15 protein-coding genes are annotated in these 18369 nt (G+C 65.4%); 9 read left to right on the top strand and 6 right to left on the bottom strand.

Annotated features, from left to right (window positions below; genetic code table 11):
• Positions 1-52: 52 nt before the first annotated feature.
• Positions 53-1993 (bottom strand): VWA domain-containing protein, encoded by a 1941-nt coding sequence (locus tag IPL75_00980; protein ID MBK9238842.1) that lies wholly within the window; start codon positions 1991-1993, stop codon positions 53-55.
• 104 nt (positions 1994-2097) lie between these two features.
• Here IPL75_00980 and IPL75_00975 point away from each other — a divergent pair, with 104 nt between their 5' ends.
• The 6 genes from IPL75_00975 to IPL75_00950 all read left to right on the top strand — a co-directional run bounded on the left by IPL75_00975 (position 2098) and on the right by IPL75_00950 (position 6700).
• The gene (locus tag IPL75_00975) at positions 2098-2805 is read left to right on the top strand and encodes a hypothetical protein (protein ID MBK9238841.1); all 708 of its coding nucleotides are present in this window, start codon (positions 2098-2100) and stop codon (positions 2803-2805) included.
• 196 nt (positions 2806-3001) lie between these two features.
• Positions 3002-3424, top strand: coding sequence for a hypothetical protein (locus IPL75_00970; GenBank protein MBK9238840.1), 423 nt, complete (start codon positions 3002-3004; stop codon positions 3422-3424).
• A 90-nt stretch (positions 3425-3514) separates the two neighbouring features.
• Positions 3515-4651, top strand: a complete 1137-nt coding sequence (locus IPL75_00965; protein MBK9238839.1) for a cytochrome c3 family protein — start codon at positions 3515-3517, stop codon at positions 4649-4651.
• Complete coding sequence (locus tag IPL75_00960; protein MBK9238838.1) at positions 4648-5352, top strand: cytochrome b/b6 domain-containing protein; 705 nt, start codon at positions 4648-4650, stop codon at positions 5350-5352. Before IPL75_00965 ends, IPL75_00960 begins: the two co-directional genes overlap by 4 nt.
• Positions 5349-6227, top strand: a complete 879-nt coding sequence (locus IPL75_00955; protein MBK9238837.1) for a hypothetical protein — start codon at positions 5349-5351, stop codon at positions 6225-6227. Before IPL75_00960 ends, IPL75_00955 begins: the two co-directional genes overlap by 4 nt.
• Positions 6215-6700 (top strand): hypothetical protein, encoded by a 486-nt coding sequence (locus IPL75_00950; protein MBK9238836.1) that lies wholly within the window; start codon positions 6215-6217, stop codon positions 6698-6700. Before IPL75_00955 ends, IPL75_00950 begins: the two co-directional genes overlap by 13 nt.
• A 3-nt stretch (positions 6701-6703) precedes the next feature.
• Here IPL75_00950 and IPL75_00945 read toward each other — a convergent pair whose 3' ends face one another.
• From IPL75_00945 to IPL75_00935, 3 genes are all read right to left on the bottom strand, one after another.
• Entirely contained in the window at positions 6704-7363 is a 660-nt protein-coding gene (locus tag IPL75_00945; GenBank protein MBK9238835.1) for a response regulator transcription factor, read from the bottom strand.
• A complete protein-coding gene (locus tag IPL75_00940) occupies positions 7360-9042 on the bottom strand; it encodes a HAMP domain-containing protein (protein MBK9238834.1) in 1683 nt (560 codons plus the stop codon). The genes IPL75_00945 and IPL75_00940 overlap by 4 nt, the downstream gene beginning before the upstream one ends.
• Before the next feature lie 71 nt (positions 9043-9113).
• Positions 9114-9722, bottom strand: a complete 609-nt coding sequence (locus IPL75_00935; protein MBK9238833.1) for a PorT family protein — start codon at positions 9720-9722, stop codon at positions 9114-9116.
• 238 nt (positions 9723-9960) lie between these two features.
• On the opposite strand from IPL75_00935, the gene IPL75_00930 reads away from it, so the two are divergent.
• From IPL75_00930 to IPL75_00920, 3 genes are all read left to right on the top strand, one after another.
• Positions 9961-10290 (top strand): PadR family transcriptional regulator, encoded by a 330-nt coding sequence (locus IPL75_00930; protein MBK9238832.1) that lies wholly within the window; start codon positions 9961-9963, stop codon positions 10288-10290.
• Positions 10287-12947 carry an ABC transporter permease gene (locus tag IPL75_00925; protein ID MBK9238831.1) on the top strand — a complete coding sequence of 887 codons (2661 nt, stop codon included), beginning with the start codon at positions 10287-10289 and terminating at the stop codon, positions 12945-12947. Before IPL75_00930 ends, IPL75_00925 begins: the two co-directional genes overlap by 4 nt.
• 179 nt (positions 12948-13126) lie before the next feature.
• Entirely contained in the window at positions 13127-13534 is a 408-nt protein-coding gene (locus IPL75_00920) for a cupredoxin domain-containing protein (GenBank protein MBK9238830.1), read from the top strand.
• Here IPL75_00920 and IPL75_00915 read toward each other — a convergent pair.
• Positions 13515-14636 carry a M48 family metalloprotease gene (locus IPL75_00915; protein ID MBK9238829.1) on the bottom strand — a complete coding sequence of 374 codons (1122 nt, stop codon included), beginning with the start codon at positions 14634-14636 and terminating at the stop codon, positions 13515-13517. The genes IPL75_00920 and IPL75_00915 overlap by 20 nt on opposite strands.
• A complete protein-coding gene (gene smc, locus IPL75_00910) occupies positions 14633-18367 on the bottom strand; it encodes a chromosome segregation protein SMC (GenBank protein MBK9238828.1) in 3735 nt (1244 codons plus the stop codon). Before smc ends, IPL75_00915 begins: the two co-directional genes overlap by 4 nt.
• Positions 18368-18369: the final 2 nt, after the last annotated feature.

Genomic DNA, 18369 nt, shown 5'->3' with positions numbered 1-18369 from the left:
ACCTCCAACAAATCAAATCAACCAACATCCAACGATAACATGACGGCCGAATCTACCGGCGGACGTCGAAGCCGATCGACTGTTGTGCCGTCTGCCCGTTCGGCAACCGGGCTTCAATCTGCAAGGTCACCGGCCCGGCAAACTTCGCCAACGGAATCAAGGTGTCGAGCGATGTCAGGCGTAGGCCTTTGTCCCCGGCGGACGCCGCCAGCGATTCTTCACGCTGTGCGGTAAACGCCTCGCCCCGCAGCGTCAGCGTGACTTTCGCGTTATCCTCGCGCCCGCGCCAGAACAGCGGAATGAAGACCCGAAGCGTGGCACGAGGACTGAAGAGCCTGGTGGTGGTGGGCTGAAACGGCACCAGACCGCGCACCAGTACATCGCCCAGCGCCGACTCCCTGGGCGGCCCCGTCAGCCCGATCACGGCTGCGCCCATTTGCAGATGATCGTCGGACGGCTTCGGGACGCTGACCGGAATCTGGAGCGTGCCGGTTCGACCCAGCGCACGGCTGGACACACCAATGCGCACGGTCAGTGGCTGGGCGGGCAGGTCGATCGAACCGTTGATCAAGAACGTGGCGGACTCGCGTTCACTGCGGGGCGCCTTGAACGTATAGCCCCGGTCCGATGAGGCCCGCACTTTGCCGTCGGCGTCGAGCGCGGCGATCTGCACCTTCACCTCGTCAAACGGCAGGTCGCTGTTGATGGTGGGATACGTGACCTGAATCGTCACCGTGCTGCGCATCACTTTGTCGAAGGGCAACAGCGGAGCGACGTGCGCACGTAACATCAACCCGCGCATGTCCACCCCAGACGACATGGCCGCAGCCAGCCGGTCGGCGGTGCTCTCATCCGCGCCGGCAGCAGACGCCGACGTGTAGCCGGGACGGGCGCGCACCCGCACGCCGGGCCGTGTCACCTTGACCTCGATCGGGTGAAAGCGGCCGTCCTTCGGAGCCGGCGACGGATAGTAGCCAAGCACGTAGAAGCTGCCGTTCTCGCGGACGATGGCTTTGATCGCGCCGGCGAGGTCAGACTGATTCACAAACGCCCGTCCGCCTGTATTGATTGACGCCACAGACAGGTTGGCCTGCTGTACCTGGATTTGCTTCATGACGCCGTAGGTGGATGTCGCCCCCCCGCCGCCGATGGCCCCAATGCCGCCTCGAACCACATCCGCCGGTTGCGCGAGGCCGCGCGGATCAAGCGAATAAATAGGAACGTTCGAACGCCGTGCCGTCTCAAACGCGTCCCTCAGATCCTCGGACACCACGTGGGTCCAGTTCGCCGCCTCGTGATCTATCGGCGATCCGCCACTCACGTAGACGATGGCCCTGCGCGGATGCCCGGAGCCGGCGAGGGCTCGCGCCGCGTTCTTGAACGCAAACGCCACCGCACGGCCCGGAGCCGTCATCGCACGGCCATTCATGCCTCGGTCCTCATTCGCCGAACGGCCCAGCGCGTCAATCGCGAATCCAAACGCCTCGCGCGTGTTGTCAATCGCGCGCAGCATGCGCGCAGGATCGGTCGTGAAATTCACACTGAGATCCGATCGCCCCGCAAACACGACGGCTACCTCATCGGCGGGCGACAACGCGCGGACGAAGTCCGTCATGACCTGCTTGACTTGAACGATTTCATATTCGAGTGTGTGCAGGTCGTCGATGAGCAGCACGAATAAGCGGCTGTCTGGTGACACCTGGACGTTCGACGCCACGTTCTGGATGTCGGGCTGCTTCCTGACCGCCGCAACGTCGCGTTCGGCGACCGGAATTGACACGAATCTGAAATCCGCGACGGTCTGCGTGCGCCCGCCCTGGTAAATCTCGAACTCGTCGGCCTTCAGGTCGGTGACGGGTTCGTCGTTGCCATCGGTCACGACGACGTCAACCGGGACATATTCGACGCCCGCACGGAACACGGACGGCTGCTGGGCGCCGAGCATCAACCCCGAGCACAACGCCGCGGCGGTGAAAAGCAGGGTCCTGGACACCAGGGCCTCACTATAACGCAGGGTTTGTGCTGCGGGCGGCGACCGTTGACGAACACCTGCACGTGCCTGTCTAATCGACACTCACCACACCAGCTGGAGGTTGGATGTCAGCCCTGAAACGCCTGTCGCTCGTCCTCGTCGTGTTCAGCATCACCGCGTTCGCCGCCGGCATTGTCCGCGCACAGTCCCCCTTGGTGTTTGTGGATGCCGAACTCGCGGTACCGTTCGGTGCCGCGAAAGGCCAGATGACGTTCGTGGCCAACCACATTGTGTTCGTGGCCGCCGACAACCCGAAGGCGTCGATCTCGATCGATCGCGCCGACATCGCGAAGATCGATCGCTCGGGTGACGTGGTGACGATCGTGACACGGCGTCCGCTCCGCGATGCTGACGGTGAGCGTGACACATTCCGGTTTCGATTGACGCAGTCGGCCAACGTGATGCGGTGGTATGAAACCACCGCCGCAGCGGCGCAGCCCGCCAGTGCGGCGCCAGTCGCTGCGCCCACCGCGACTCCGGCTTCAGGTGTGCTCGCCAGTTATCAGGTCAAACATCAGCACCTGATTGGCAGCTGCCAGGGCACGTTAATCCTGAGCGAAACGGCGGTGACCTACGAGTCGCCGGATCGGATCGAGGATGCCAGGATCTGGAAACTCATCGACATCAAAAAAGTCGAGCAAATCGGCGCATATAAGCTGAAGGTGGAGCCCTTCCAGGGCGGCTCGTTTGAGTTCGAGCTCAGCGGCAAGGGCATCGACAGCACCGAATTCCGGCAACTCGTCGACCGCGTCGCCCGCGCCCGCGCTCGCTAGGCGCGTTTTTCGTTTGCGTGTAGCGGACACTCGGGCCAGCCCCTTCCGAACGTAGCTCGGCCTGGTCTCCAAGGCCGAAACCTACATCTGTGGGGCGGAAGATGCAGCGTTCGCAGGTCCGAGAATCGGACAAGTACCGTATGGCTTGTGCCCTGGGGTGGCGTCAGTATGGCCTCAGATAACGGAGGCACTGGCCATGACAACTTACACTGCAAATCAAAACGTTGACCCGGGGCTCTATTTCAACCTGACGCGGTTCCACCTCGAATCTGTGGATCGCCAGGGCCCCCTGCCCGGAACAGACACCGACGTCTACCGCCGCGTCCCCATGGTGGTGATGCTCGCGCTGGCACCACTGCTGGGCCTGGCGTTTGTCATCTTCCTGCCGTTCCTCGGTTTCGCGATGGTGGGACGGCTGCTCGCCGCCAAGACCGCCGAAGCGGCCACTGGCGCGGCCACCGCTGCGGTTCGCGTCATGCGGCCCGGTTGGGCACCGGCGCTGGCGTTTTTCAGCCGGACAAAACCCAACACGACGCGTGAGCCACACGTCCCGCCGGCAGACGCCTGGGCAGAAGACGTCGAACGCAAACTCGACCCGACCAAAACCGACGAGCGCTAGATGTGCAATAATCGAACTCGGGCGGTAATCCCACGGGGACCGGTCGCACGATGGATGGCAGGTCCCCGCCGCCCCAGTAAGGGGATGGGGATGACGCGGCGATTGGATCACCTGGCGCACCGGCACACTTGGGCCACTGCGCTACTCGTGATCCTCTTCGCTGCCGCGGTCATCGCCCGGCAAACCGGCACCACCCCACCCACTCCTTCACCTGCTGCCACCCCAGTCACCGCCGCGCCTGCACAAGTGCCTGACGCCGTGGCCGCGTGCCTCGCGTGCCACGAAGACTCCACCATGTCCATGACGTTTGAGGATGGCGAATCCTTGAGTCTGCACGTGGACCTGAAGCACTTCGCGGGCTCTGTGCACTCCGCCCAGCTCATCTGCACCGACTGTCACAGCAAGTACGATCAGGACCATCCTTCAGGCGCCACGTTCCCGAGCCGCCGGGCCTATACCGTCAGTTCGTATGAACTCTGCAAGAAGTGTCACTTTGACACCTACACGCGGACGCTCGAGAGCGTGCACTACGAACTGTTAAAAGCCGGGGTGGACACGGCGCCAATCTGCACCGATTGCCATGGCGCGCACAACATCCAGAATCCTCACGCCAAGCGGGCCATGATGTCGCGCAGCTGCGCCACCTGCCACACCGAGGTCTACGCCCAGTATGCCGACAGCGTCCACGGCCGGGTTCTGGTCGATGACAACAATCAGGATGTGCCGGCCTGCGCGGACTGCCACACACATCACCAGGTGCAGCAGCCGGGCACCACGAAGTTCCGCCTGAACTCGCCCGAGACGTGCATCCGCTGCCACGGCGACAAACCGCTGATGTCGAAGTACGGGATTTCCACCACGGTGGCCCAGACCTACCTCGCGGATTTCCACGGCGCCACCGCATCACTCTCACGCAACCTCTCCGAGGATCAACAACAGATCGTCGTCACCTGCAATGACTGTCATGGGGTGCACAACATCGCGTCTCCGAGACTGAAGGGACATGACGCCATGACTGCCACGGTGTCGGCAGCCTGCAGCAAGTGCCATCAGGATGCGGTCAAGACATTCCCTGCGGCGTGGCTGTCGCACTACCCGCCGTCTCCGCGGAATGCGCCAATGGTGTGGGCGGTGGAGTCGTTCTACAAGTTCTTCATCCCGTTCGCCGTGCTCGGCTTGATCATGAACCTGTTGCTGCACGTGTATCGCATGTCGTCGGGTCGATGATGGAGACGCCACTCATGCCCCAGCCCGATCCCAACGAATACGTCGTACGGTTCTCCTCCTGGAGCCGGTTCCAGCACGCGGCGGTGATCGTGCTGTTTGGCCTGCTGCTCGTGACAGGAATGCCGCAGGGGTGGCCCACGTCGGACGCCAGTCGCTGGGTGGTTGACCATCTGGGCGGGATCTTTGCCACGCGATGGCTCCACCGCGCCGCCGGCATCCTGTTCACCGGGTTGGTGGTCGCCCACCTGACGGTGGCGATCACCGGCGTGCTGTCCGGCCGCATGAAGCCATCCATGCTGCTGGGCCGGCAGGACTTCCGGGACGCCATCAACAACCTCCGGTACTACGCCGGCTACACCGAGGCGGCGCCCAAATTTGGCCGGTACGACTACCGGCAGAAGTTTGAGTACTGGGGCCTGATCTTCGGCAGCCTGATCATGGTGGCCACGGGATATATTCTCTACTTCCCGATCCTCATTTCGCGGTACCTCCCGGCGGAGCTGATTCCGGCCGCCAAGGCCATGCACAGTTACGAAGCGCTGTTTGCGTTCCTCATCGTGCTCGTGTGGCACATCGCCGGCGCGCATCTGGCGCCGGAGTCATTCCCCATTGATACCAGCATCTTCACCGGCAAGATCCGCAAGGAGAAACTCCGCCACGAACATGCGCTGGAGTACGAAGACCTCTTCGAAAAAAAGTGACGTATCTCTGGCAGGTCGCCCTGCATTCCGCCGTCATGGGGAGCATCCTCTATGCGTGGACCCGGCAGGTGCGTTTGCCGTCCGGCCGCACGAAACGCCACCTTCTGGCCCTGCTCCTCGTGCTGCCGATGGTGACCGCGGCCATTCCGGGACGCGGACGAGTGGAGTTCGCCGAAGGCACGGCCATTCTGAACAGCGCCAGAATTCTGGCGGTGCCGCTGCCGGGCAGTCTTCACGTGGTGGATGCATTCGTGTTGCTGGCCATTCTCGCCGTGGCGTTCACGATGTGGCAGGAGCTGCTACCGGCGCTGCGGCGGCCCAAGGCGGACGGCACGGACGTGCCCGGATTCCTGGAGGCCATGGTGCACGGGCGGCCAGGGTGGGCACAGTGCGTGGTGCGCGTCAGCCCATTGGCGTCGGTACTGGTCGTGACCAGCGGCCGGCCGGGCCGCCCGCAGTTGATCGTCTCGCGCGGAGCGCTCGATTCGCTCACCGCCCCTGAGTGGGAAGCCGTGGTGGCGCATGAACACGCGCACTGGTGCGACGGCCGCTGGTGGCACACACATGCGCTGTTTGCCGTGCGCCTGGTGCAGTGCTACAACCCGGTGGCCTTGTGGGCGTTTCGCGAATACTGCAACGAAGTCGAGATCGCCTGCGACGCCGTGGCGGCGCGGGGCCGTGACCCGCACCTGCTGGGCCGGGTCCTGCTGAAGTTTTATCACTCCACCGATCGCCGCGATGTGGCCGCGCGAGGCGCGCTTCGCAAACGTGTGGATGTGCTCCTCGCTGGAGGCCCGCAGGACCACGCCCTTCCGCCCCTCACTATGCTCGCGGCATCTACCGTGCTGCTCGGGCTTCTGCCATGGATCGTCTGAAAGGCCTGCGGACCTTCCTGTTGATCACGGGCGTCGTGGCGCTCGGTCTGCGCCTGCTGCACACGGCCCTTCCCGTGGCCTTCCCGGAAACCAGACAGGGTCCCATTCGAGTGGAGCGGCTGGAAGATGTGCGTCGCCTGGCCGGGTTCACGCCGCTCATCCCCGGCTACCGGCCGGCCACGCTCGGGACTGGCCCGGTCAGCATGCAGGTCTGGCTCAGCCCGTCTCCAACGTTCGAGGTCGTCTGGCAGCAGGGAGATCAGTATCTGTCGGTGACACAGCGCCGCGGAGGCCAGAAGCCCGCGCACCCGCCGCTCGCAGCCGCGCTGGGCGGCGTGCCAGGGTCCACGTGGTGGATGGAAGGATCGCGGCACCACGTGCTCCTCGAGCGCGGCGAGTTCTGGGTCGAGATCGAAACCAGCCTGCCGGAGGGCGAGCTCAGGCGCTTCGCTGATACGCTCGCGCCGGCGTGATCGTCAGGTTCCGTCCACAGAAATCACGGCTTTCCTGACCGCGTAGCGGATCAACTCTGACCGCGTGTGCATGTTCAGCTTCTCCATGATGTTGGTCCGGTGCGTCATGGCGGTCTTGAGACTGATCGTCAGGTACTTCGAAATGTCGCGGCTCGTCTTACCCTCGGCCAGCAGTTTGAAGACCTGCTTCTCGCGCGTCGTGAGCCGGTCGTAGTCATCCTCTGAGTCTTCGATGGACCGGCCGGCCGTGACGAGGTCCACCAGCTCGTCAGCGACGGATGGATGCAGGTAGCGCTGGCCGGCGTGCACGGTCTTGATCGCATCCAGCAACTCCGGCGCCGCGCTGCTCTTGAGCAGGTACCCGCGCGCGCCGATGCGCAGCGCCCGGCGGATGTACTCGCGATTTTCATACTGCGTCAACACGATGACCTTGACGCCGGGACAGTCCTTGACGATGGCCTCGGTGGCGTCGAGGCCGCCAAGGCCGCCGGGCAGATGGACGTCCATCAGCACGACATCGGGCCGCAGAGCGGTGACCAGGCGGATGGCGTCCTGCCCATCACCGGTCTCTCCCACCACCTGGAACAGCGGGTCCTGCTCCAGGATCGCGCGAATGCCGGCGCGCACCAGGTCGTGATCGTCGACGATGGCCACTCGAATCATTGGAGGGGAATCTCCACGACCACGTGCGTGCCCATGCCCGCCTCGCTGTCAAACCGAATTGTGCCATTCACCAGTGCCGCCCGCTCGCGCATGCCGGTCAGGCCGGCGCGATCCGTCTGCGCCCCCGTGTCGAACCCCTGGCCATCATCTTCCACGGCGAGGACCACAACGTCGCCCTTCCGGTACAGTTCAATCGACACATGCTCGGCCTTGGCATGCCGCAGTACGTTCGTGACCAGTTCCTGGTAGATCCGGAAGATCACGGTTTCAATTTCCGGGCGCGGCGGCAAGTCGTCCTCGATCTCCAGGTGGACGCTGATGCCCTGCCGCTTCAAGTGATCCTCCGCATACGACTTCATGGCTGTCGGCAACCCCAGATCATCGAGCAGTGATGGGCGGAGGTCGTGGATGATGCGGTGGACCTCCTGCTGCGTCTTGACGAGCAGGGCCTTGGCCTGCGTCATCGCCGGAGTATCGAGGGCCACGTTGTGCAGTGACATCTGAATCACGGTGAGGAGTTGCGCGATCTCGTCGTGCAGTTCGCGTGCGAGCCGGCGCCGCTCATCCTCGGTGGCGCCCAGCATGCGGCGCAGCAACACCTTGCGTTGTTCGTCCTGCTGCACAATCAGCCGCGTGCGCACGGCCACCTGCTCCTCCAGCCGTTCGTTGAAGGCCTGGAGTTCGTCCAGCGTGGCCCGAAGCCGCGCGCGTGCCTCGTCAAGCGTTCGCGCCAACACCTCCACCTCGTGGTCGCCCGAAACGGCGATAGCACTGGAGAGGTCGCCGGCGCGCATCGCCTCGGCCTGCCGCGACAGGTGGCGGATGGGCGACACCACCGACTTCGACAACGTGCGCGCCAGCATCACCCCGACCACGGCGAGGATGAAGCCCGTGATCACAAGCGCCCGGCTGGTCGCGTTGACACCCGCGTAGGCGTCTGCCGTGTGCTGCTCTATGACCACGCCCCAGGAGGCGAATCGCAGCGGCGCCATCACCGTCAGTGTCCCGCCACCATCCACCACCAGCGGCCGGTGGGCGCCAATGCGATCGCCCATGGCCGCCGCTCCCGGCAGCGCTCTGAGCAAATGTGCCGGGTCGTCGGACGCGAGGACGCGTCCTTCAACGTCGGCCACCCGAATACCAATGCTGGGATCGAGCTCGAGGTCCTTGAGAAACTGGCTCAGTGGAGAGCCAACGGGATTGAGCTCGGCGATGAGGTAATAATCCCGACCCAGCCGTTTGAACGGCTGGACGATGGCGAGGACGGGGTGGGCATTCGGCCCCGTCTTGGTCATGAGCGGCGTGACGGCCTCGTGGTAGCCGAGCCATGCCGCTGACAATGGCTCAACACCGGGCGGATCGGCCGCCACCAGCTGCGCGTGGTCGTCCAGGACATACACGGACTCACCAAACAGCGATTGGAAGCGAAAGCGGTGCAACGGCCCGGCCATGTCTGCCGCTGACTCGGGCAGGTCGCCGGCGAGGCCACCCAGGCGCTGGATGGCGGACGAAATCGTGGTGTCGAGGGAGTGGGCGATTGTGCGTGCCAGCAGGAGCCGCTCGTCAACGAGCTTGCGACGAAGGCCGGGCAGGGAAATGGCCCAGACGGTTCCGGTGATCACGACCAGCAGCAGGAACCATTGCAGCAGCACCGTATTCAGTCGGCGGCGCAAGCGCACGGTACGATTCTACGCCTAACAGCCGGAGCCAGTCTGCCTGGGGCAGACCGGCTCCGGAATCAGGGAGAGTTCTACTTGAGGCGGTAGCCGACCATCACCGCAAACGTGCGGTTCTTGATCGAGGCGTCGGATGCCGAGTTGTCGGCATTGGTCAGGCCGAGGGTATACCTGACATCAAGGCTTGCCCTGCCACGCTCGACTCCGGCGCCAAGGGTCCAGCCAAAATCCACACCCTTGACTTCATCGTCATTAAAGCCTCCGAAGTCGTCCTTGGCGCTCACAAGGAAGCTCGCCTGCGGTCCCGTAAATACATTGAAGCGGGTTTCTTCCGTGGTGGTGTTGCCGAATACTGCCAGCAACGGCAGGTCAAAATACGTCAGGGTGACATCGTTTTCGATACTGCCGATGGTCTGCTTCGCGCCACGCTGGCTGAAGAGGCCCTCGGCGCGCATCGCAAACCGGTCGTTGATCGAGCGGCCGACAAACACGCCGCCCACTAAGCCAATCTTCTGGCCCAGCTCAGCGGTGGAGTCTTCAGAACTCAAGGTGGCGACGTTAACGCCCGCCTTGACACCAAACGTGGTGAGGGGAGCTGTCTGCGCTGCGGCCACGGCCGGCACCAAGACGAGGGCGGCGAGGGCGAGCGAATACAGGCGAATGGAACGATGGTTAGTAGACATGCCTCGACACTACCAGACCGCCGCCCAGCACAATGTGCTGTAAGGCACAGCCCTACTGCCCACGATGCGCCCCCGTCCCCTCGCAGAGTCCGCCGTCGGGAACCCCAAGCGACCGGGGTGCCCAGGAACAGGTTGACGCGCGATCGTGTCGTGCCCACCATGCGCGCCATGGTCTGTGTCCGAAACCGGGACCGCGTAACTTCGTCCAGTTCTTCGCCTTACATGGTAAGGTGAAGCCATGTCACGCGAACCGGTCAACATCCTTCAGGGCACGCTCGACGTGCTCATTCTCCGCTGCCTCGCCGACGAGCCGAAGCACGGGTACGCCATCTCGCGATGGGTGCATGAACGCACGGACGGGACACTGCAGATCGAAGACGCTCCCCTCTACAAGTCCCTGCGCCGACTTGAAAACGGCGGATGCCTCGCTGCCGAGTGGGGCATGTCGGAGTCAAACCGGCGCGCGCGTTATTACCGGTTGACCGCCGAAGGACGCAAACGCCTTCGCACAGAAGAATTGGCCTGGTATCGATACGCCTCTGCGATTGCGCAGGTCCTCAAACCATGACCAGACCAGAGCACGTGGACGTGGACGCCGATGTTGAGGCGGAAGTGCAGGCGCACCTGGACGCGCGAACGGCCGGCCTCGTTTCCGAGGGTATGTCCCCTGCGGCGGCGCGCGCCCGAGCCGTTCGGGAATTCGGCGACATTGACGACGCGCGTCGGTACATGCGGCGGATTGGCCGGCGCACCGTCACCACACAGCGAAGGAGAGACTACATGGGGGAACTGCGCACCGATATCCGGTACGCCCTGCGGCGGCTGATCGCAGCGCCGGCGTTTACCATCACGGGCATTGCCACGCTGGCGCTGGGCATCGGCGCGACCACCGCGATCTTCTCGCTGGTCTACGGCGTCGTCTTTCGCCCGCTCCCCTTCCCTCAGCCAGACAACCTCTATGCCGTGTATTCGGCGAACGCCACCGCCGGCTCGATGCGCGCGGCGGTGTCGGCCGTTGACCTCGACGACTGGCGCGCGGCTCGACGCGACATCGAGGATATCGGCGGCGTGTTTTTCCGGGCCGGGTCGAGCGGCATCGATCTGACCGGCCGCGGCGAACCACGCCGGTTGCCCGCGGCGTTTTTTTCACCCGGATTCTTTTCAGCGCTCGGCGTCATTCCGGCGGCGGGCCGTCTCCCCCGTGAAGAAGAGATGGTGCGCGGCGGTCCAGACGACGTGGTCGTACTCAGCCACACGTTCTGGGTGCGCGAATTTGGTGCCTCACCCGACGCGATCGGCGCCACATTGACCCTGCGTGGAGTGCCCTCGATTGTGGTGGGCGTCCTGCCACCATCTATGCGATTTCCTGCGGACGGCATCGACGTCTACCTGCCCTACTCCACTATTCCTGACGATGCGATTCCGCGAATTCGGGTGGTCCGCACACTCGATGTGGTGGCGCGTGCGAAGCCCGGTGCGACACAGGACGCCGTCGAAGCCGAGATGGCCGTCATCACGCGCCGGCTCGCGAGCGAATACCCCGAAGACAAGTTCTGGGACCAGGCGACGGTCGTGCCCATGACCGACGTCATGACCGGCCCGGTGCGCGACGGACTCCTGGTGCTGTTCGGCGCCGTCGGTCTCGTGATGCTGATGGCCGTGGTCAACGTGGCCGCCCTGCAGGTGGCCCGCGCCTCGGGCCGGGGCCGCGAGATGGCGGTGCGACTGGCACTGGGTGCCCGGCGCGCGCGATTGGTGCGGCAGTTGCTCACCGAGAGCCTGGTGTTGGCCGCAGTGGGCTGCGTCGCGGGTGTGGCACTGGCGTACGGCATGCTGCGGGCATTGGTGATGCTCGCTGCCGGTCAGCTGCCGCGCATGGCCGAAGTCGGCATCGATGCCACGGCGGTGATCTTTGCCGTGGCGGTATCGCTCCTGACTGGACTGCTGTTCGGCGTTGCGCCGGCCTTGCGCGCGATCGGCTCGGATCCTCAGCGCGCGCTCGCCGGCGGCAGCCGCGGTGCGGTGGGCGCCGACTCGCAGCGGCTGCGACATGTCCTGGTGGTGGCGGAGATCGCCGTGGCGATGATGCTCGTCGTCGGCGCCGGCCTGATGACCCGCAGTTTTGTTGCGCTGCTTGGTGTCGATCCTGGCTTTCGGCAGGATGGGCTTGTGGCGGTCCAGTTCACGATCGACCCCGACCGTCACGACGTACCGCTCGACCCTGCCCGGCCCGGCTTTCGCGGTTACATGAACTACTACCAGACCGTGATTGAAAAGGTGCGAACGCTGCCGGGCGTCGAATCGGCAGCGGCGGTGAAGGATGCGCCCTTTCGCGGCAACGGGGAATTGAACAGCTTTCAGATCGCCAGCCGGCCGGTGCCGGCCGGGGAACAGGCGCCCACCGCCACGGTCATCCACGTCAGCGACGGGTACTTCTCCACGATTGGTGCTCGTCTGATCGGCGGTCGCGAGTTCGCGCCGTCCGATCGCGCCGGCGCCCCACGCGTGGTCGTCGTGAATGACGCGTTCGCGCGCCAGTTCTTCCCGGGTGGCGCCGTCGGCCAGAAGCTCCAGTTTGGCCCCGCACCGGTCGAGATCATCGGCGTGGTGAACGACATCCGGCAGGTGTCGATGAGCGAACAAGCGCGACCCACGATGTACTTCAGCAACTACCAGAACGGGCGCATACAAACGACCATCGTCGCGCGCACCCTTGGCGACCCCGTCGTGATGGGATCGGCGATCCGCAAAGCCATCTGGTCGCTTGATGCGAACCAGCCGATCACGGACGTGTTCACCTTCAGCGATTCCACTGATCGGGCCCTGGCACGGCCGCGGTTGCTGGTGGTGTTGCTCGGCAGTTTCGGCGCGGTGGGCTTGCTGCTTGGCGCCGTCGGTATTTACGGGGTGCTCTCTGCGCTGGTCAACCAGCGGCAGCGCGAAATCGGTGTGCGGATTGCCCTCGGCGCGCGGCCGAGGGACGTGCAGCGTCTGGTGTTGCGCCGCGGCCTGATGTTGACGGCCAGCGGTATCGCGATTGGCCTGGCTGGCGCCTGGCTGCTGACGAGATTTCTCGCCGCCGTGCTCTATGGAGTTGCCCCTACCGATCCACTGACGTTTGCAGGCGTCGCCGCCGCGCTGGCGGGCGCGGCGCTGCTCGCCAGTTGGCTGCCTGCTGTGCGGGCGGCCCGGGTGGACCCGGTCGTGGCCCTGAGGGCGGAGTAGGCGCCCGCGCTGCACGGCGCGATAGTCTCTGGCTACGCCCCAGACACTCGGCGCGTTGGCGGCCGACCGGTTGCGAAATGAGATCGCACTGCCCCTTCGTGCGATACTCGCCTACAGGGGGCAGACAGTCAGGCCGATAGCCGGGCAAATCCGTCTAATCTGCTGTGAGAGAGGGTGCCATGGTGAACTATCGTCCTTCCACGGCCCGTGGGCCGTTTCGGGTGCAGGCCATACTCGGCGCTGCCCTGCTGCTGTGCGTCGCGGCCGGCGTGGGCGTCGTTGCCCAGACCAAGCGCGATTTCAACGTCTCGGCCAAGAAGTTCCGGTTCACCGTCTCAGGTACCGACGCGCAGGAAATCAGGGTCAGCCAGGACGACCTCGTGCGCATCACGCTGTCGTCCGAGGACATCCCGCACAGCTTCACGCTGCCCGATTACCGCATCCAGAAACGGGTGGAACCGGGGCGCGAGGTGATATTCGAGTTCCGCGCGGAGAAGGTGGGCCGGTTCGAGTTCTACTGTTCCATGACCAGCGACGGTTGCCGCGAGCGCGGCATGGTCGGCGCGCTTATTGTTGTCGCGCGCTGAAATTCCGGCCCAACGCCAGCCGCTCTTCCAGAGGCGGGTGCCGATGAAAGAGCCAGCGCGTCCAGCGTGAGGGACGCTCTTCGGCCAGGTGCTCCTCACCCAGGCGCCTGAGCGCGCGACCAAACGCTTCCGCGTTTCCCGTTTGTTCGAGGGCAAACCGATCGGCACGGCGCTCGTGGGCACGCGACTGCGCCAACCGCAGGGGCCGCACCAGCCCCCAGACCGCGCCTGCCGCCAGGGCCAGCATCGGTAGCGCTGCCAAGTCCAGAACGCCCTGCAGGCCCACCAGACCGCCCCACAGGACCACCACGCGGTCGGCGCACCACAGCGCCGCGCACCACAGCACCGCGTCGAGCGCCACGGTGCGGACGAGATCGTGGTGCACATGGTGCGAAAGCTCGTGGGCCACGACGACGACGACTTCGTCATCCGCCCAGTCGCGCACCATGTCACGGCTGAGCAACACGTGTCCGCCCCCTCCCACGCCGGTGACCACTGCGCGTGCGCCGCCGGCGTCCGGGGAGGTCCACTCACGAACGTCCACCGAACCGCCGCCGATTCGCGCAACCAGCTCGGCCAGCGATTGGGACAGCGCGGGACGCGCGAGGGCCAGCGTCTGTCCTGCCGCGGTCAGCCCTTTGCCAATGAGGCGCATCGCCACCAGGCTGGCGACAGCCAGCATGGCGCTGGCGACGGCCCACCACCATCCGCCGGCGGCCCACATCGCGAAGCGGAGCACTGCAACCACGCCAATAACGGCCACCGCGCCCACCAAGGCGTCACGCGCCTGCGAGGCCATTACGCCGCGGACGTCCACTCTCGTCTGCGAGGAACGCCGCCCTCCTCGAGTGGCGGCGTAGAGAGAGACGGGGAATGCCACGGCTTCTGCAGCGAGCACAAGGGCCCCCACAAACAGGCTCAGGGCGATGGCGGGCTGCAGGCGTGCCGGCCAGGCCAGCGCCTGGGTGGCGGCGACGCCAGCCAGCCACTGGGCGCCAGGGGTCAGGGCGACCAGCAGCAGCAGGGCCGCGCCGGTGGCCGCGCTGATCAGTTGCGCGCGGCGGCGCAAGCGCTGGTACCGTGTGGCCTTGGACTCGTTCAATTCAACTGGACGGAGATCAGCTTGGACACGCCCGGCTCTTCCATCGTGACGCCGTAGAGGCGGTCGGCGATCTCCATCGTTTTCCGGTTGTGGGTGATGAGGATGAACTGCGTGTGCTCCTGCATGCCCTGCAGCATCTCGACGAACCTGCCGATGTTGGCGTCGTCAAGCGGCGCGTCGATTTCGTCGAGCAGGCAGAAGGGGCTGGGCCGGTATTTGAAGACCGCGAACATGAGGGCCATCGCCGTCATCGCCTTTTCTCCGCCCGAGAGGAGCTGCACGTTCTGCAGGCGCTTGCCCGGGGGCTGCGCGATGATGTCGATGCCGCTCTCAACCTGATTTTCGAGATCGATCAGCACCAGGCCGGCGCGTCCTCCGCCAAACAGCGTGGTGAACGTGCCCTCGAAGTAGGTGTTGATCGTGGTGAAGGCTTCCTGGAAGCGTTCCCGTGTCGTCACATCGATCTTTTTGATCGCCTCGCTGGTCTGCGCGATCGAATCCAGCAGGTCCTTGCGCTGCGTGGTCAGGAAGATGTGGCGGGTCTCGAGTTCATCAAACTGCTCGATGGCCATCATGTTGACCGGCCCGAGCTTCTCGATCTTCTGGCGCAAGTCGGCGATGACGTCATCGGGCAGCAGTGCGGCGGCCTGTGTGTCTGAGACCTCAGCGGGCTCGGGGGAGACTGTGCCCACGGGCGTCTCTGCGCCTTCCGGTGTCTCTTCATCGGCGTCGGGCGCAAATGCCGCAGCCAACCGTTTGGCCGGCGCCGCGAGTTCTCCATCGCGTTCCATGCGCGCGACCTCGGCCACCACGTCCGCCAGAGGGAGATTGACGGCTTCAAGGCAGGTCGCCGCCAGGTGCGTGAGGTCGGCGTGGGCGGTGGCACGGGCTACCTCAGACTGCATGACCTCCGTACGCACCGCTTCAAGGGCGTGCCGCCCCGTGCGAATGTCGTGTTCCTTGTCACCGAAGCGGCCGCGGAAACCCGTGACCTCCTCGTCGAGCCGGCGCATGTCGGTGCGGAGCGTCTCAAGCGCGTGCACGTTCTCGTCGAGCGACCGCTCGATGTCGATGATGGACGCGCGCAGTTGTTCGCGCCGCGCCGTCGTGCGTTCGAGTTCATCGCGCCGGGTGGTGAGGCGCGCTTCGAGTTCGGCGGCGGCTTCTTCGAGCCGGCGGCCTTCCGCCTCGAGCGACTGCACGCGCTCGGTGATGGTGGACTGCTCGGCCCTGGCCTGACTCACACGCCGGATGTGCACCTCGGCGTCCGCACGGGCGGCCTCGAGCCGCGCCATGACCGAGCCGATGGACTGCTCGGCCTGCGCCTGGCCGGACTCGTGGGCCACAATCGCGAGCGCCGACGCCTCGCGGCGGCTTTCAGCCGCCTGCTCGTCTTCTTCACTGCGGCGCCGCTCGGTGGTCACCAGTTCAATACGCCGCGAGACACGCGTCACTTCATCAACGGCGCGCGCCAACCGTCCCTCGTGAGAGACGATGGCCTTTTCCAGATCGTGCAGTGCCGCCTGTGTGGACGCCACCTCGGCCTCGCCGTTGTAGATCTCAAGTTCAGACGCCGTGACGTCATTGGCGCCCTGGTGCGCGATCGCCTCGACGGCCGACACCTGCGTGCGCAGCGCCTGCGCCTCGGCGCGGATTTCCAGGATCCCCAACGCGCCGCCTGTGGCGCCGCCTTCGACGAGGCCGGACCCGCGAAAGACATCGCCCCCCATGGTTGCGACCGGCAAGTCGGTGGCGAGCGCAAGTGCCTGGGCCTGGGCAAACGTCTCCACGACGAACGCATCCGGAATAGCTCGCGCAATGAGGCCGGCGTACGGCCCCGTGGCCTGCACCACGTCGCGCAACGCACGAGCGCCGGCCGGGAGGGCCGGCGACAGTCTCGGCGCGGCGGCTCTCGCGTCGTCAAGGACGAGGAAACCGCAACGACCGGCTCGCCGCTCTTCGAGGTGAGCCAGCGCCTGGTTGACCTGGTCGGATCGATCCACCACTACGTGCTGAAGGAGATCGCCGAGCAGCGCGTCAACGGCGCGCTCAAACGACGGTTCGACGCGCAGGTGATCGGCAAACGCGCCGTGTTGTCCCACGGTCTCTGGCGCTTCGGCGAGGAGGAAGCGGGCCGCGTCACCAAACGTCGTGCGCTGGCGGTCCACCTCGCTGATCGAACGCAGGCGGGCTTCGAGTCCGGCCAGTTCGCGATGCGCGGAGCTCAGGAGCTGCGAAAGGCGATCGCGTTCGCCACGGGCGTCGGCGAGCGCGACTTCGGCCGCGGTGCGTGCCTGGAGAGCGCGCTCGGACGCGCTGCGCGCTTCCGCCAGAGACGCTTCGCCGTCGGACCGATCACGAGTGGCGCGGTCGAGCTCCTGCTGCAGGTCGCGCAGCTCCACTTCGAAACGGCTGCGATCCTGCGCGATGCGGTCGCGGGCGGCCGTCGCATTGTCACGCGCCTGCCGCAATGCGGTGAGCGTGGTCGCGGCGGCCATGACGGCCGCGCGTGTCTGGTCCGCATCGTGTTCCACACCCTGCACGGTGGTGAGCGCGCGCTGGTATTCCTGCTCGCAGGCCGACACGGTGCCCTGCGCTTCCTGCAACGACAGCCGCGCGCGGTCGATGACGGTTTTTTGCGCCTCAAAGGCCGCGTGCGCCGGGCCGCGGCGCGCATCAAGGTCGTGCACTTCCGCCTCGAACTGCGTCAGGCGATGCCCCAGGTCTTCCACCTGCTGCTTCTCAAACGTGACCTGCTGCTGGCGCCGGCCGATCTCAAGTTCGCGCTGATGTGCCTGCTCGCGTGTTTCAGTGGCGCGCTGCTCGGCGGCCGTGAGTTCGAGCCTCAGGGCTTCGAGCCCGGATTCGAGTTCGGCCACGCGTGCGGCCGCCGAGGTCTCTCGCGTCCGCGCATCTGAGAGGCGCGTTTCGGCGGCGTCGATTTCGCGCGCGAGCGTGGCCTGCCGGTGCGCGAACTGCACCTGTTCCCAGCGTCGCAGTTCTTCGCGCAGGCGCTTGTATCGGCGGGCACGGGCCGCCTGCCGCTTCAGCGCACCGCGCTGTTTCTCGACTTCGAAGATGATGTCGTCCACCCGCATCAGATTCTGGCGGGCGGCGTCGAGTTTGAGTTCGGCAGAACGCCGACGCGACTTGTACTTCGTGACGCCCGCCGCCTCTTCAATCAGGGCCCGGCGTTCAGCCGGACGTGCGGACAGAATCTGACCAATCTTGCCCTGCTCGATCACGGCATACGCCTTGATGCCAAGGCCCGAGTCCATGAGCAGGTCGTGGACGTCACGCAAACGGCACACCTCGCCATCAATGAGGTATTCGCTTTCGCCTGAGCGGTACAACCGGCGGCCGATTTCGACGTCGCGTGTCACGAGCGGCAGTTGGCCGTTTTCGCCAACCGCCGGATCAACCACGCCGTCGCCACCGACTTCTGTGGACGTGAGCATCGCCGCCTGCGCCACATTGGCCAGGCGCAGGCGCACTTCGGCGGACGCGGTCGGCTTTCGCCCATCGCTGCCGCTGAACATGATGTCTTCCATGCGTTCACCGCGCAGGCTCTTGGCGCTTTGTTCGCCAAGGACCCACGTGATGGCGTCTACGACATTGCTCTTCCCACAACCGTTCGGGCCGACGATGGCGGTGACGCCATCATCAAATGACAACTCGGCACGATCGGCAAAACTCTTGAATCCGTTAATGTGCAGTCGCGACAAACGCATGT

This window comes from Acidobacteriota bacterium (assembly GCA_016716905.1).
Lineage (GTDB): Bacteria > Acidobacteriota > Vicinamibacteria > Vicinamibacterales > SCN-69-37 > SYFT01.
The sequence above is the reverse complement of the archived record's forward strand: the minus strand, read 5'-3'. Positions and strand labels throughout refer to the sequence as shown.

What these genes read in the sequence shown, in the direction of transcription:
- IPL75_00975 (MBK9238841.1), top strand. Translation starts at nt 2,098, where the DNA reads ATGTCAGCCCTGAAACGCCTGTCGCTCGTCCTCGTCGTGTTCAGCATC.
- IPL75_00970 (MBK9238840.1), top strand. Translation starts at nt 3,002, where the DNA reads ATGACAACTTACACTGCAAATCAAAACGTTGACCCGGGGCTCTATTTC.
- IPL75_00965 (MBK9238839.1), top strand. Translation starts at nt 3,515, where the DNA reads ATGACGCGGCGATTGGATCACCTGGCGCACCGGCACACTTGGGCCACT.
- IPL75_00960 (MBK9238838.1), top strand. Translation starts at nt 4,648, where the DNA reads ATGATGGAGACGCCACTCATGCCCCAGCCCGATCCCAACGAATACGTC.
- IPL75_00950 (MBK9238836.1), top strand. Translation starts at nt 6,215, where the DNA reads ATGGATCGTCTGAAAGGCCTGCGGACCTTCCTGTTGATCACGGGCGTC.
- IPL75_00945 (MBK9238835.1), bottom strand. Translation starts at nt 7,363, where the DNA reads ATGATTCGAGTGGCCATCGTCGACGATCACGACCTGGTGCGCGCCGGC.
- IPL75_00935 (MBK9238833.1), bottom strand. Translation starts at nt 9,722, where the DNA reads ATGTCTACTAACCATCGTTCCATTCGCCTGTATTCGCTCGCCCTCGCC.
- IPL75_00930 (MBK9238832.1), top strand. Translation starts at nt 9,961, where the DNA reads ATGTCACGCGAACCGGTCAACATCCTTCAGGGCACGCTCGACGTGCTC.
- IPL75_00925 (MBK9238831.1), top strand. Translation starts at nt 10,287, where the DNA reads ATGACCAGACCAGAGCACGTGGACGTGGACGCCGATGTTGAGGCGGAA.
- IPL75_00920 (MBK9238830.1), top strand. Translation starts at nt 13,127, where the DNA reads ATGGTGAACTATCGTCCTTCCACGGCCCGTGGGCCGTTTCGGGTGCAG.
- smc (MBK9238828.1), bottom strand. Translation starts at nt 18,367, where the DNA reads ATGCGTTTGTCGCGACTGCACATTAACGGATTCAAGAGTTTTGCCGAT.